A 13,249-nucleotide genomic window follows, 5' to 3' on the forward strand; every position below is an offset into this window, starting at 1 on the left:
TCTAGGTGGGTTTTCGATGGACGGTGCTGATGTGTATCAGAATTGAGCCGGTTCTGATCCAGACGTGATGTCGATTGTTCGATTGCCATCGCCAGCAGGCTGGCTCCCACATTTGAAATGCATTCCATTGTGGGAGCCAGCCTGCTGGCGATGCTTTTTCAAGGATTATGGCAACTCGCGACTGGCGTAGAACGCGCTCAGCACTTTGACCAGGTGAGCCAGGTCGTGGCTGCCGCACAGTTCGCGGATCGAGTGCATGGCGAACGTTGGCAGGCCGATGTCGACGGTGCGCACGCCGAGGTGGCTGGCGGTGATCGGGCCGATGGTCGAGCCGCAGCCCATGTCGCTACGCACCACGAAGCTTTGCACCGGCACTTCTTCGGCCATGCACAGATGGCGGAAGAAGCCGGCGGTTTCGCTGTTGGTGGCGTAGCGCTGGTTGCTGTTGACCTTGATCACCGGGCCGGCGTTGAGTTTCGGGCCGTGGTTGGCGTCGTGCTTCTCGGCGTAGTTCGGGTGTACGCCGTGGGCGTTGTCGGCCGAGACCAGCAGGGATTTCTGAATGGTGCGTACGAACTCTTCACCTTCCGGCAGCAGGCGGCGCAGGGTCTGTTCCAGCATCGGGCCGTCGGCGCCGCAGGCCGAGCAGGAACCGACTTCTTCGTGGTCGTTGCACACCAGCACGCAGGTTTCTTCAGTGTCGGCGGTCAGCAGGGCTTGCAGGCCGGCGTAACACGACAGCAGGTTGTCCAGGCGCGCGCCGGCGATGAAGTCGCCATGCAGGCCGATGACCGCAGCACTCTGGGTGTCGTAGAAACTCAGCTCGTAATCCAGCACCACGTCGGCGTTGAGGCCGTGTTCGCGAGCCAGTTGATCGGTGAGCACCGCGCGAAAGTCCACGCGCTCGTCACCGGCGAACTGCGCGAGAATCGGCGGCAGTTCGGTCTGGGCGTTGATCGCCCAGCCCTGATTGGCTTCACGATTGAGGTGGATCGCGAGGTTGGGAATGATCGCGATCGGGGCCTTGAAGTCGATCAGCTGGCTTTCAACCTTGCCGTCGCGGCGGAAGGTGACGCGGCCGGCCAGCGACAGGTCGCGGTCGAACCATGGCGCCAGCAGCGCGCCGCCGTAGACTTCGACGCCGAGCTGCCAGAAGCCCTGGCGCTGCAATTCAGGTTGTGGCTTGACCCGCAGGCACGGGCTGTCGGTGTGGGCGCCGACCAGACGGATGCCGTCGTGCAGCGGCGAATTGCGGCCCATCTTGATCGCGACAATCGAGGAATCGTTACGGGTGACGTAGTAACGACCATTGGCTTCGGTGTGCCAGGTTTCGCGCTCGTCGAGGCGCACATAACCGGCGGCCTCCAGGCGTTGAACAAGGCTGGCGGTGGCGTGGAACGGGGTAGGGGAGGCCTTGAGGAAGTCGATCAGGCCTTGGTTCAACTCTTCGCGCATAAGAAGCTCCAGACAGCAATGGGCGGGAGTTTAACGCATCGGCCTGATGCTTGGGACATGACATGTGCCGCTTGCGTCAACGAGCGGCGGCCACGCGTTTTTTCAGGTAGTTCATGATCACTTTTTCGTCTTCAGGCTTGTCCGGACGGGGTAGCTGTTTTGGCCAGCGACTCTGTTCCAGAAGCTTTTTCTGACGGCTCTCGTCCCAGCGCAGAATCTCCCGCGAGGCGCATTCCCACCACTCATGACGACAGGCGCTGTAGTACGGGTGATCCGGCGCGGCGCTGCCATACAACAGATCCCGACCCACCTTGCGCATGGCGCCGCTCTGGTTGCGCAGTTTCCACTTGATCTTCAGGCGCTGCCAGGCGGACGGAAAGGGTTTGACCCGAGGCACGTCAGCGCACAGGTCCACCAGTCGCTGGCTGAATTTTTCGCCGTGCTGAGCGAAGAAGAATGCCTGCATCGCATGGAAGAAGCGTTTTTCCGCAAAGTAGTGGTAGACGTGTTTGCGCGCTTCCACCACCGACCGTTCACGCATCGCGTAGGACAGGGCGATCTGCTCGATGGTGTGAATCTCGAATCCGTCGGCCGTCCATTCATCGATCAGGCGGATCGATTCCTCGAACAGCGCCGAATCGCGGTCGGTGACACCACACAGGCCGCTGTTGTAGAGCTTGAAACCGTTCTGCGGGCAAACGCTATGGGCTCTGAGGTCGCGAGCGAGCTTCAGGTAATCCGGTCGCTCGAAGACGTCTTTCCAGTCGTATTCGAAGCGATCCATCACCGACTGATTCGCCTCGATATATTGGAACAGGCTGCTCGGGTGGCTGGTGAACAGCGTGTCGGTGTCGACGAACAGGGTTTTCTCGGCCAGTTGCAGACCGGCGGCAATCGCGCAGGCCTTGCGCCGATGGTGATAGCCGTTCTGCCCTTGCCAGCGGGTCAGGGTCGCTTCGTCGAGCAGCACGGTGTCGACCGGCCAGCCTTCGTAATCCTGCGGCCGGTCAGTGAGGATTCTGATCGCCGGGCGCTTGCCGTTTTTGGCCTGGGACAGGGCGGTCAGGATGCTGAACTTGGCTTCGCGCCGGTAGACATCCTGATTGCCGTAAATCAGGTAGAGCAGTTGATGACGGGTCTTCTTGACGGGTGTTGCCAGGGAATCAGTACAACTCATCCGGAACAAAATCCTATAAATCGGGCAGCTGTCGGTCCGACAGTGCTTAAAACGGTGCCGGGCATTCGAAACGCAAGCGTTCGCCGGACTGAGGATGGGTGAAGCTGAGCATGCTCGCGTGCAGGCACAGACGCGGCCAGGCGGCCAGGGCTTGTTCGTGGGCGTAAAGGCCATCACCGAGCAACGGATGACCGATGGACAACATGTGCACCCGCAACTGGTGCGAACGGCCGGTGATCGGTGTCAGTTCGACGCGGCACCAGTCGCCGCAGCGTTCCAGCACACGCCAGAAGGTCAGGGCGTGCTTGCCGTGTTCGTGATCGACCACGTGGCGCGGTTTGGTCGGCGGGTCGTAGCGCAACGGCAGATCGATGCTGCCGCTGTCCAGTTCAGGCTGACCCCAGCAGAGCGCAGTGTAGGCTTTCTCTGTTTCACGATCGTGAAACTGGCGCGACAGTTCGCGGTGGGTGTCGGCGTCGCGGGCCAGCAGAATGATCCCCGAGGTTTCCCAGTCCAGGCGATGGACGATGCGTGCTTCCGGGTAGCCGTTTTCCTGCAGACGGGTGATCAGGCAGTCCTTGTTGTCATCGGCCCGGCCGGGGACGGAGAGCAACAGGGTCGGTTTGTTCACCACCAGAACGGCGGCGTCCTGATGAATGATTTGGACGTTGGACAACGGCATTAAAACAGCCTCGTAACAAATGCCAACGGCGGCTCAGGGCCCCTCCGGTGTCGGAAGGGCCCTGAGCCGCCGTCGTTCCTGCCGGATCGACTCAGCGGTCTGGCAGGGTGATGTTGAGTTCCAGAATCGAGCAGCTGCCCTGGCTCTCCAGTGCCACGTGCACGTCGTCGTTGCCGATGTTGACGTACTTGCGGATCACTTCCACCAGTTCCTTCTGCAAGGATGGCAGGTAGTCAGGGGTGCTGCGCTGGCCGCGTTCATGCGCCACGATGATCTGTAGACGCTCTTTCGCGACCGAGGCGGTACTTGGCTTTTTGTTGGCACGAAAGAAGTCAAAAAGGTTCATTACCTACCTCCAAACAGACGCTCGAAGAATCCCTTCTTCTCGACATTCAGGAACCGGTGTTCTTTTTCCTTGCCCAGCAGGCGATCAACGGTATCGCTGTAGGCCTGGCCGGCGTCGCTTTGATCATCGAGGATCACAGGTACGCCCTGGTTGGAGGCCTTGAGCACGGCCTGGGATTCCGGGATGACGCCCAGCAGGCGTACGGCGAGGATTTCCTTGACGTCTTCGACGCCGAGCATTTCGCCTTTTTCGACGCGCTCCGGGTGGTAGCGGGTGATCAGCAGGTGTTCCTGGATCGGCTCTTCGCCGCGTTCGGCGCGACGGGACTTGCTGGCCAGCAGGCCGAGCATGCGGTCGGAGTCACGTACCGAGGAGACTTCCGGGTTGGTCACGACGATCGCTTCGTCAGCGAAGTACATGGCCAGGTGCGCGCCTTTCTCGATACCCGCCGGGGAGTCGCAGACGACGAAGTCGAATTGTTCCTTGAGCTCCATCAGGACTTTTTCCACGCCTTCGACGGTCAGCGCGTCTTTGTCGCGGGTCTGGCTGGCGGCCAGTACATAGAGGTTTTCCAGGCGCTTGTCTTTGATCAGGGCCTGTTGCAGGTTGGCTTCGCCGTTGACGACGTTGACGAAGTCATACACCACGCGGCGTTCGCAACCCATGATCAGGTCGAGGTTACGCAAGCCCACGTCGAAGTCGACGATCACTGTTTTGTGGCCGCGCAGAGCGAGGCCGGTACCGATAGCGGCGCTGGTGGTGGTCTTACCCACACCACCCTTGCCGGATGTAACCACGAGAATCTTGGCCAAGGTGTTTCACCCCTAAGGAAGAAGGACTGTTCAGCCCCTGAAAAACATCTCTAGAAAACTACTGCAGTCGGACAGCCTTGGCTGGAATTCGGCTTTTGGCCTTTTTCCTACTTCGTTTGAGCCGTTTTCGCTACGTTTTAGAGATGCTTGGAAAATGCGGCAGTATCCGTTAAAGCCGAATGATGTTCAACACGTCGCCCGACAGGCTGACCTGTACGCCCGAACCCCACATCGGATCGCGACGCAGGTCCTCGGAAACCTTGTAATGGCCTGCGATGGAGATCAGTTCAGCGCTCAATTGCTGACAGAAAATCCGCGCCTTGGTGTCGCCCTTGACCCCGGCCAGCGCACGACCGCGCATCGGGCCGTATACATGGATGTTGCCATCGGCGAGAAGTTCCGCCCCCGGGCTGACCGAGGAAACCACCACCAGATCGCCACCTTGCGCATATATCTGTTGGCCACCACGTACTGGCGTGGTGATGACGCGGGTCGGTTTGACGGCCGGCTCCGACGGCTTTTCCGGCTTCTTCGGGGCGACGGGTTCGGCTGCTTCCAGCGGTCGTTCGCGGGCGCCGGACGGCGGCAGCACCGGGATGTCGATGGCGATGGCGGCGGCGATGTCTTCGATGCGGCTGGCGCGGATCGCCAGGGTACGCAGGCCGTGCTGACGGCACACGCGCATCAGGCCCGGCAGGTCGACGGCGCCTTCGCTTGGCGGCAGTTTGTCCAGCGCCAGAACCAGCGGCGCGTTGCTGAAGAAATTCGGTGCCTGGGCGACTTTGGCGGCCAATTGCCGATCGAGGCTGTCCAGGTCGTTGCGGGACAGCTCCAGCACCGTAATGGCGAGCATGCTGCCCTTCAGCTGGAACACGGGATCTTGGTCTTTCGGTTCGGTTTGGCTCATGTGGGCATACAACGGCTTGTCACTAAAAGTGCCGAGACTTATAACGAGAACGCCCGCAGGCCGCAAGCCGGGTCGAACGATGTAGAATGCGCGGCCACTGTATTTACGGAAGCTTTAATGGATCGCCCGCGTTTTCGAAAAGCATTTCTTGCCCCACGCTTCTGGCCGCTCTGGTGCGGCCTCGGGCTGTTGTGGCTGACCGTGCAACTGCCGTATCCGGCGTTGCTGGCCATCGGTCGTTTTCTCGGTGCCCTGATGTATCGCTTCGCCGGCGACCGGCGGCGCATCGCCAAGCGCAATCTGGAACTGTGTTTCCCGGAAAAATCCGCCGCCGAGCGCAAGCGACTGCTCAAGGAAAACTTCGCCTCCACCGGCATCGCCTTCTTTGAAATGGCGATGAGCTGGTGGTGGTCGCGTCAGCGCCTGGCGAAACTGGCCCACGTCGAAGGTCTTGAGCATTTGCAGAAGGCCCAGCGCGAAGGCAAGGGCGTGATTCTGATGGCGGTGCATTTCACCACCCTGGAAATCGGCGCGGCGCTGCTCGGCCAGCAGCACACCATCGACGGCATGTACCGCGAACACAAGAACCCGCTGTTCGACTTCGTCCAGCGTCAGGGCCGCGAGCGGCACAATCTTGATTCGCTGGCGGTGGAACGTGACGACGTGCGCGGCATGCTCAAACTGCTGCGCGCGGGCCGGGCGATCTGGTACGCGCCGGATCAGGATTACGGCGCCAAGCAGAGCATCTTTGTGCCGCTGTTCGGTATTCAGGCCGCAACGGTCACCGCCACCAGCAAGTTCGCCCGGTTGGGCAAGGCACTGGTGGTGCCGTTCACCCAGGAACGTCTGGCGGACGGCAGCGGTTATCGTCTGGTGATCCATCCGCCGCTGGAAGGTTTCCCGGGCGAGACCGAAGAAGAAGATTGCATCCGCATCAATCAGTGGGTCGAAGGCGTGTTGCGTGAGTGCCCCGAGCAATACCTGTGGGCACACCGGCGTTTCAAGAGCCGGCCTCCGGGCGAGCCGAAGCTGTACGCCAAACGCGGTTGATTCGACCCATCCCCACAAGCACCACGGAGCGTTGCGATGAGCCCAGCTGAACCGGTCACAGGTTTGATTCTTTCCGGCGGCGGGGCTCGGGCGGCGTATCAGGTGGGGGTGCTGGCGGCGATTGCCGAATTGTTGCCGCTGGGGGCGGACAATCCGTTTCCGGTGATTGTCGGCACGTCGGCCGGGGCGATCAACGCGGTCAGCCTGGCCAGTGGCGCTACGGATTTTCGCGCCGCCATCGAACGCCTGACGCTGTTCTGGCAAGGCTTTCGCAGCCATCGGGTGTTGCGCAGCGACTGGCCGGGAGTGATCCGTCAGGCCAGTCGTTTCGTCAGTCACAGCCTGCTGGGCATGGGCCGGCAAATGCCGGTGGCGCTGCTCGACAGCTCGCCGCTGCGTCATCTTCTCAACGAAAAACTGCACCTGCCCGGCATCGCCGAGTCCATCGCGCGCAAGCAACTGCACGCGGTGGCGGTGACGGCGTTCGGCTACGAGTCCGGGCAGGCAGTGACCTTCTATCAGGGTGGCGGCACCATCGATTCCTGGCTGCGTCATCGGCGCATCGGTGTGCCGACGCAGTTGTCGGTGGAACACTTGCTGGCCAGTTCGGCGATCCCGTTGCTGTTCGCACCAGTGAAAATCGGCGATGAGTATTTCGGTGATGGCGCGGTGCGGCAATCGGCACCGATCAGTCCGGCGCTGCACCTGGGGGCGAGCCGGGTGCTGGTGGTGGGTGTCAGCGGCAACCCGCGTGGTTTCGATCCGGCGCAACCGCTGGAGCGCGCCTATACCGGGCAGCAGCCGACGCTGGCGCAGATCGGCGGGCACATGCTCAACAGCACCTTCATTGATAGCCTGGAAAGCGATATCGAGCTGCTTCAGCGTCTGAACCAGTTCAGTCATCTGATGCCCGAAGGCACGCCGACCCGCGCTCTGGGTGTGGCGCCGGTGGAAGTGTTGGTGATTTCACCAAGTCAGCCGATCGATGAAATCGCGGCGCGGCATCGTCAGGAATTGCCGGCGGCGTTGCGTCTGTTTCTGCGTGGGCCGGGGGCGACCAAAACGAGCGGGGCAGGGGTGTTGAGTTACTTGCTGTTCGAGGCGGGGTATTGCAGCGAATTGATCGACCTGGGGCGGCGCGATGCCCTGGCCAAGCGCGATGAGCTGTGCCGGTTTCTCGGGATAACCGCGGCGTTCGCTCCCGCTTGAGATTTGTGGTGCCGCCATTCGCGAGCAAGCCCGCTCCCACACTGGTTTTGTGAACGACACAAAACCAGTGTGGGAGCGGGCTTGCTCGCGAAGGCGTCCTTTCAGACGCCACTGACACCAGGATCAGAAGTGGAACTTCACCAGGAAGCTCGTGGTGCTCTGATCGGTCTTGAAGTACTGGCTGTCCTTGATCCCGTACTTGTCCGACCAGTAGTCGTACTCGACACCCACATACAGCTGCTTCTGGCCAATGCTCAGCGCCTTGCCCAGGTCGTATTTGACCTGTGGGTTGAAGTGCAGGTTGGCGTGGTAATCGCCTTTGGAGTTGGAGTCGTTGTCGACCACCCAGTCCATGAAGCCGTCGATCAGGATGTTCGAGTCGCCGACCGGAATCGTGTAGGACCAGACCGGGGTGATCTGCCAGACGTTGTCACCGGCGCGGGAGCCTTCGGTGTGGCGCTGGTAGAAGTTCAGCTGGAAGTAGTCGAAGCCCGGGATCGCCAGGTCAAAGCCTGGACCGATCAGGTACGACTCGGTATCGCCTTCACCGAATTCGTAGGTCATGGCCAGCAGTACGTCGGTGACCGGACCGAAAGCCAGTTTCTGATCGAAGATCTTGCCGAACGACAGACGCGGGCTGATTTCGCCGTAGTAAGTGTTCGAGCCGACACCGCCGTCATCCTTGCCGTTGTAGAAGATCTTGTCGACGAACACGAAGTTGTCGCCGTACTTCCAGGCATCGGCGTGCTCGAAGGTGACGGTCTGCTGAATGCGCGGGTTGACCTGGAAGTCCTTGCCATAGAGGTAGGTCAGGCTGTTGTTCTGCCATTGCAGCAGGCCGTCGGCCATGGCCTGACCCCCTGCCAGCAGCGATCCCGCAAGCATCAGGCTGGTGCACATACGTTTCATTCGGTTGCTCCCAAAGTAGGTGTTCCACGTTTATTTTTTTGAGTCGGCGCTCTGGTGTGGCGCCTTTTTTCGTTGCAGCAAAAAATCATCCATCCGGTCAGCTTTCATGCTGTTAGCAAGAGCTGAGCCAAGGCTTTTCGAAAAGCAAAAAAACGCCCGTCGGCTGCTGAAAAACAGTCGATTGAGCGTGTTTTCGGGATGCCTCGGTACTGACCGAAGCCTGGATAAGTTGGCTTTTCGGTCAGAAATTAAATTCGGGCTTTTTTTTAGACCGAATTCAGGAGGCCGCGGAGAATACTGACTCAACGGCCAGGCCTCAAGTGCCCCGCAACAGAGCACCGACGACAGGTACGGGGCACGGTTGCGGGTCATCTTAGAAGTGCACCTTGACCAGCAGGCTGGCGGTGTTCTGGTTGGTGTCGAAACTGTGGGTGTTTTCGACCCCGTATTTGTTTTTCCAGTAGCTGTATTCGGTGCCGACGTACACCTGCTTTTCACCCCAGCCGAGGGCTTTGCCCAGGTCGTATTTGATCTGCGGGTTGATGTGCAGGTTGGCGTGATAGGTGCCGCGCGAGTTCTGATCGTTGTCGACCACCCAGTCCAGATAGCCGTCGATCAACAGGTCGGAATTGCCCACGGGAATGCTGTAGGACCAGCCGGGGGTGATCTGCCAGACGCCGTCGCCGGGGCGCGGGCCTTCGGTCTGGCGGCGGTAGAAGTTCAGGGTGAAATAGTTGAAGCCCGGCACCTTGAGGTCGAAGCCGGGGCCGATCAGGTAGGCCTCGCTGTCGCCTTCGCCGTACTCGTAGGTCATGGCCAGCAGTACGTCCTTGATCGGGCCGAACTCCAGCTTCCTGTCGAAGATCTTGCCGAACGACAGGCGCGGGCTGAATTCGCCATAGAACGCGTGGGGCCCTTTGTTGCGGTCTTCCTGGCCGTTGTAGAAGATCTTGTCGACGAACAGGAAGTTGTCGCCGTACTTCCACTTGTCGGCGTGCTCGAACGTCACCGTCTGCTGGATCGACGGGTTGATCGCGAAGTTCTTGCCGTACAGGTAGCTCAGGCTGTTGGTCTGCCATAGCAGTAAATCGCCGGCCATGGCTTGCGAGGCGGCCAGCAGGCCGCCGCCCAACAACACGCTGGTTTGAGTCCGGATCATCTGTTGCTCCCTCTTGTTTTTATTGTTTGAGGCAAAGCTGTCGCGAGGGGGCAGGCTTGGGCGAGCCCCCTTTTTTTACTCTTCGGATCAGTGCGGGTGTGCGTGGCAGTCGTTGATCGCGGCGCGTTCGGCGCCGCCGAGGATGTTGAACAGCAGGTTCAGCGTCAGCGCGCTGAGGGTGGCCATGGCGATCCCGCTGTGGGTGATCGGGCTCATCCACAATGGCAGGTGGGCGAAGAATTCCGGACGCACCACCGGGATCAGGCCCATGCCGATGCTCACGGCTACCAGCAATTGGTTGCGCCGGTCGCCGATGTCGGCTTCCTGCAGAATCTTGATGCCGGTGGCCGCGACCATGCCGAACATCGCAATCGCCGCGCCTCCCAGTACCGCTGGTGGAATCGACGCCACCAGGAACGCGGCTTTGGGCAGCAGGCTCAGGACGATCAGCAGACCGCCGGCGACGATGGTCACCGAGCGGCAGCGCACGCCGGTCATCTGCACCAGGCCGATGTTCTGCGCGAAGGAGGAGTGGGTGAAGGTGTTGAAGAATCCGGCGAAGAACGACGCGCCGGCATCACACAGCAGGCCGCGACGCAGCATGCGCGGGCAGACTTCCTGGCCGGTGATCTTGCCCAGCGCCAGAAACATCCCGGTGGACTCGACGAAGATGATCACCACCACCAGACACATCGACAGGATCGGTGCCAGTTCGAATTTCGGCATGCCAAAATGCAGCGGGGTGACGAACTGAACCCACGGCGCGTTGGCCATGCCGCTCAGGTCGACCATGCCGATGGCGCCGCAGAGCACGTAGCCCAGGCACATGCCGATCAGCACGGAAATATTGACCCAGAAACCGCGCATGAAGCGGTGGATCAACAGAATGGTGGCCAGCACCAGTGCGGCGATGGCCAGGTAAATCGGTGAACCGAATTGCGCAGCGGCGGCGCCGCCACCGGCCCAGTTCACGGCCACGGGAAACAGCGACAAACCGATCGAGGTGATGACCGTGCCAGTCACCAGAGGAGGGAAGAAGCGCACGACCCTGGACATGAACGGCGCGATGAGCATGCCGAAGAACCCGGCGGCGATGGTTGCGCCGAAGATTCCCTGCAGACCGATGCCCGGCATGCCGGCCATGGCGACCATGCTGCCGACGGCGGCGAAGCTGGCGCCCATCATCACCGGCATGCGGATGCCCATCGGGCCGATGCCCAAGGACTGCACGATGGTGGCAATGCCGGCGACCAGCAGGTCGGCGTTGATCAGGAAGGCGATTTCTTCACGACTCAGGCCAGCGGCCTGTCCGATGATCAGCGGTACCGCGATGGCGCCGCCGTACATCAGCAGTACATGTTGCAAACCGACCAGGATCAGTTGCAAAAGGGGCAAACGCTGAATGGCGGGTGCGTCGGGGATGCGCGCTTTGGACAGCTCGGACATGCAACACCTCGGATCTTTTTTATTCTTGTGATTGAACAGCTGCCGGGTTGCTCACAGCTGTTTCTTTGCATCAGGTAAACCGCGTTGCGGCTAATCGTTGGCAAGCCAGCTCCCACACAGGCAGTGCAAACCCTGTGGGAGCTGGCTTGCCAGCGATGCTTTTACTGCTTAGTTGGTCTGGGCTCCCTGGGCGATCCATGCACCGATCAGGTCACGTTCCTGCTGGGTCATCTGCGTGATGTTGCCCAGTGGCATGATCTGCGTGGTGATGGCTTGCGCCTGGATCCGTGCCGCGTTCTGGCGGATCTGCTCGGGGGTGTCGAACATCACACCGGCCGGGGCAGCGCTGAACAGCGGGCTGGTCGGTTTGGCCGAGTGGCAGACCGCGCAGCGTTCCTGGATCACCGAGTGCACCTTGTCGAAACCCGGGCCGGCATTGGACGCCTGGGCCGGAGCGGCAGCAGGAGCGGCAGGGGCTGCCGGTTGTGCCGCTTCAGCCGGTTTCGCGCCACCACCCAGCGCCGTTTCCGGCAGTGGCTGGTACTCGATTTTCGCAGGGGCCTTGGCCACGTCCGGCGCGGTCGACATCGGCGCCGGGCCGGTGACGTACGCCAGGCTGATCATGCCCACCGCTGCAACCGGCAGGGTCCAGGCAAACTTGTGGCTGTCGTGACGGGTGTTGAAGTAGTGACGCACCAACACCGCCAGCACGGCGATCCCGGCCAGGATCAGCCAGTTGTACTGGCTGCCGTAGGTGCTCGGGAAGTGGTTGCTGATCATGATGAACAGCACCGGCAGGGTGAAGTAGTTGTTGTGACGCGAACGCAGCAGGCCTTTGGCCGGCAGGGCCGGATCCGGCGTGCGGTTCTCGGCGATCGCGGCCACCAGTGCGCGCTGGGCCGGCATGATGATGCGGAACACGTTGCCGACCATGATGGTGCCGATGATCGCGCCGACGTGCAGGTAGGCACCGCGACCGCTGAATACCTTGCTGAAGCCATACGCCGCGCCGATGATCAGCACGAACAGGATGAAGCCGAGCAGGGCCGGTTTCTTGCCCAGAGGCGAGTCGCAGAGGAAGTCGTAGATGAACCAGCCGGCGATCAGCGAACCGATGCCGATGGCCACGCCTTCAGGGCCGGTCAGGCCGCTGCCGGGTGCCACGAGGTAGAGCACGGGGTTGGAGTAGAACACCACGCACAGCAGCGCGATCCCCGACATCCAGGTGAAGTAGGCTTCCCATTTGAACCAGTGCAGGTTCTCCGGCATCGACGGAGGGGCCAGTTTGTATTTTTCCAGGTGATAGATTCCGCCGCCGTGGATCGCCCACAGATCACCGGCAAGACCGGTTTTCGGGTTGACGCGGTTGAGGTTGTTCTCCAGCCAGACGAAGTAGAACGACGCGCCGATCCAGGCCACGCCAGTGATCATGTGAACCCAGCGCACGCTCAGGTTCAGCCATTCCAACAGATGTGCTTCCACAGTCTTTACCTCTCGCCTGTCACTCTTGTTGTCGAGTGATCAGACCTTCTCTTATTGGTGGGGGGCGAGGATCAAACGCTCATCCTCTTTGAAAAAATGCTCATCGCAGTTATTGCCTGTGCCACTGCGATCAACCACCAGGAAGTCATCCCGCTTTTCGATCGTCAGCACCGGGTGGTGCCAGACGCCGCGATGGTAATTGATGCCCTGCCTGCCGTTGGTGACGAAGGCGCGGACCAAGCCTGATACAGGTACATCGCCAAGTGGCGCGACCACGATCAGAAAGGGGTTGCCGAGCAGCGGGATGAAAGCCTGGCTGCCCAGCGGATGGCGTTCCAGCATGCTGACGGTCAGCGGCATGTCCTGCGCGTCGGCGCGGAAGATGCTGATGATCGCGTTGTCCTCAGGCGTCGCGGTTTCGACCGTCGCCAGTTTGTGGAAGCGCATGGTCGAACCGTTGTTGATCATGAAGTGATCGCTGCCGTCGGTTTCGATCACGTCACCGAAAGGGGCGAAGGCTTCTTTGGTCAGCGGTTCAATCGTCAGTGTGCGCATGCTGTTCTTCTTATCCGAATTCTGTGTTGTTGGTTCTGTTGCTATCGCTGGCAGGCCAGC

14 protein-coding genes are annotated in these 13,249 nt (G+C 60.9%); 2 read left to right on the forward strand and 12 right to left on the reverse strand.

Annotation, left to right across the window (positions count from 1 at the left end):
- Nucleotides 1–165: 165 nt before the first annotated feature.
- The 6 genes from ACKUG4_RS09385 to minC form a co-directional block, all read right to left on the reverse strand.
- Nucleotides 166–1,455, reverse strand: coding sequence for a M18 family aminopeptidase (locus ACKUG4_RS09385; RefSeq protein ID WP_085649360.1), 1,290 nt, complete (start codon nucleotides 1,453–1,455; stop codon nucleotides 166–168).
- Between the two features lie 76 nt (nucleotides 1,456–1,531).
- A complete protein-coding gene (locus ACKUG4_RS09390) occupies nucleotides 1,532–2,632 on the reverse strand; it encodes a hypothetical protein (protein ID WP_445433878.1) in 1,101 nt (366 codons plus the stop codon).
- 46 nt (nucleotides 2,633–2,678) lie between these two features.
- Complete coding sequence (locus ACKUG4_RS09395) at nucleotides 2,679–3,314, reverse strand: RluA family pseudouridine synthase (protein ID WP_039769876.1); 636 nt, start codon at nucleotides 3,312–3,314, stop codon at nucleotides 2,679–2,681.
- A 91-nt stretch (nucleotides 3,315–3,405) separates the two neighbouring features.
- Nucleotides 3,406–3,660 (reverse strand): cell division topological specificity factor MinE, encoded by a 255-nt coding sequence (gene minE / locus ACKUG4_RS09400; RefSeq protein ID WP_007960071.1) that lies wholly within the window; start codon nucleotides 3,658–3,660, stop codon nucleotides 3,406–3,408.
- Nucleotides 3,660–4,472, reverse strand: coding sequence for a septum site-determining protein MinD (gene minD / locus ACKUG4_RS09405; protein WP_039769880.1), 813 nt, complete (start codon nucleotides 4,470–4,472; stop codon nucleotides 3,660–3,662). Before minD ends, minE begins: the two co-directional genes overlap by 1 nt.
- 169 nt (nucleotides 4,473–4,641) lie before the next feature.
- Nucleotides 4,642–5,379: a septum site-determining protein MinC gene (minC, locus tag ACKUG4_RS09410; RefSeq protein ID WP_039769884.1), complete on the reverse strand. Its 738-nt coding sequence runs from the start codon at nucleotides 5,377–5,379 to the stop codon at nucleotides 4,642–4,644.
- A gap of 117 nt (nucleotides 5,380–5,496) precedes the next feature.
- Here minC and ACKUG4_RS09415 point away from each other — a divergent pair, with 117 nt between their 5' ends.
- Both ACKUG4_RS09415 and ACKUG4_RS09420 read left to right on the forward strand, forming a co-directional pair.
- Nucleotides 5,497–6,429, forward strand: a complete 933-nt coding sequence (locus tag ACKUG4_RS09415) for a lipid A biosynthesis lauroyl acyltransferase (protein WP_064594584.1) — start codon at nucleotides 5,497–5,499, stop codon at nucleotides 6,427–6,429.
- 36 nt (nucleotides 6,430–6,465) lie between these two features.
- A complete protein-coding gene (locus tag ACKUG4_RS09420; RefSeq protein ID WP_445433879.1) occupies nucleotides 6,466–7,638 on the forward strand; it encodes a patatin-like phospholipase family protein in 1,173 nt (390 codons plus the stop codon).
- A gap of 123 nt (nucleotides 7,639–7,761) precedes the next feature.
- Here the strand turns inward: ACKUG4_RS09420 and ACKUG4_RS09425 are convergent, their stop codons facing one another.
- The 6 genes from ACKUG4_RS09425 to ACKUG4_RS09450 form a co-directional block, all read right to left on the reverse strand.
- Nucleotides 7,762–8,547: an outer membrane protein OmpK gene (locus tag ACKUG4_RS09425; protein WP_445433880.1), complete on the reverse strand. Its 786-nt coding sequence runs from the start codon at nucleotides 8,545–8,547 to the stop codon at nucleotides 7,762–7,764.
- 30 nt (nucleotides 8,548–8,577) lie between these two features.
- Nucleotides 8,578–8,919 (reverse strand): hypothetical protein, encoded by a 342-nt coding sequence (locus tag ACKUG4_RS09430; protein WP_129973340.1) that lies wholly within the window; start codon nucleotides 8,917–8,919, stop codon nucleotides 8,578–8,580.
- A 1-nt stretch (nucleotide 8,920) separates the two neighbouring features.
- Nucleotides 8,921–9,706, reverse strand: a complete 786-nt coding sequence (locus ACKUG4_RS09435; protein ID WP_445433881.1) for an outer membrane protein OmpK — start codon at nucleotides 9,704–9,706, stop codon at nucleotides 8,921–8,923.
- An 87-nt stretch (nucleotides 9,707–9,793) separates the two neighbouring features.
- A complete protein-coding gene (locus ACKUG4_RS09440; RefSeq protein ID WP_039769891.1) occupies nucleotides 9,794–11,152 on the reverse strand; it encodes a nucleobase:cation symporter-2 family protein in 1,359 nt (452 codons plus the stop codon).
- A 168-nt stretch (nucleotides 11,153–11,320) separates the two neighbouring features.
- Entirely contained in the window at nucleotides 11,321–12,634 is a 1,314-nt protein-coding gene (locus ACKUG4_RS09445; protein WP_039769892.1) for a urate hydroxylase PuuD, read from the reverse strand.
- A gap of 51 nt (nucleotides 12,635–12,685) precedes the next feature.
- Nucleotides 12,686–13,189: an ureidoglycolate lyase gene (locus tag ACKUG4_RS09450; RefSeq protein ID WP_027613342.1), complete on the reverse strand. Its 504-nt coding sequence runs from the start codon at nucleotides 13,187–13,189 to the stop codon at nucleotides 12,686–12,688.
- Nucleotides 13,190–13,249 lie beyond the last annotated feature (60 nt).

It is taken from the genome of Candidatus Pseudomonas auctus (assembly GCF_048654275.1).
Taxonomy (GTDB): Bacteria; Pseudomonadota; Gammaproteobacteria; order Pseudomonadales; family Pseudomonadaceae; genus Aquipseudomonas; species Aquipseudomonas pharyngis.

Coding starts and splice junctions, on each gene's coding strand:
- ACKUG4_RS09385 (WP_085649360.1), bottom strand. CDS start 1,455: ATGCGCGAAGAGTTGAACCAAGGCCTGATCGACTTCCTCAAGGCCTCC.
- ACKUG4_RS09425 (WP_445433880.1), bottom strand. CDS start 8,547: ATGAAACGTATGTGCACCAGCCTGATGCTTGCGGGATCGCTGCTGGCA.
- ACKUG4_RS09450 (WP_027613342.1), bottom strand. CDS start 13,189: ATGCGCACACTGACGATTGAACCGCTGACCAAAGAAGCCTTCGCCCCT.
- ACKUG4_RS09420 (WP_445433879.1), top strand. CDS start 6,466: ATGAGCCCAGCTGAACCGGTCACAGGTTTGATTCTTTCCGGCGGCGGG.
- minC (WP_039769884.1), bottom strand. CDS start 5,379: ATGAGCCAAACCGAACCGAAAGACCAAGATCCCGTGTTCCAGCTGAAG.
- minE (WP_007960071.1), bottom strand. CDS start 3,660: ATGAACCTTTTTGACTTCTTTCGTGCCAACAAAAAGCCAAGTACCGCC.
- ACKUG4_RS09440 (WP_039769891.1), bottom strand. CDS start 11,152: ATGTCCGAGCTGTCCAAAGCGCGCATCCCCGACGCACCCGCCATTCAG.
- ACKUG4_RS09435 (WP_445433881.1), bottom strand. CDS start 9,706: ATGATCCGGACTCAAACCAGCGTGTTGTTGGGCGGCGGCCTGCTGGCC.
- ACKUG4_RS09430 (WP_129973340.1), bottom strand. CDS start 8,919: ATGACCCGCAACCGTGCCCCGTACCTGTCGTCGGTGCTCTGTTGCGGG.
- ACKUG4_RS09390 (WP_445433878.1), bottom strand. CDS start 2,632: ATGAGTTGTACTGATTCCCTGGCAACACCCGTCAAGAAGACCCGTCAT.
- ACKUG4_RS09415 (WP_064594584.1), top strand. CDS start 5,497: ATGGATCGCCCGCGTTTTCGAAAAGCATTTCTTGCCCCACGCTTCTGG.
- ACKUG4_RS09395 (WP_039769876.1), bottom strand. CDS start 3,314: ATGCCGTTGTCCAACGTCCAAATCATTCATCAGGACGCCGCCGTTCTG.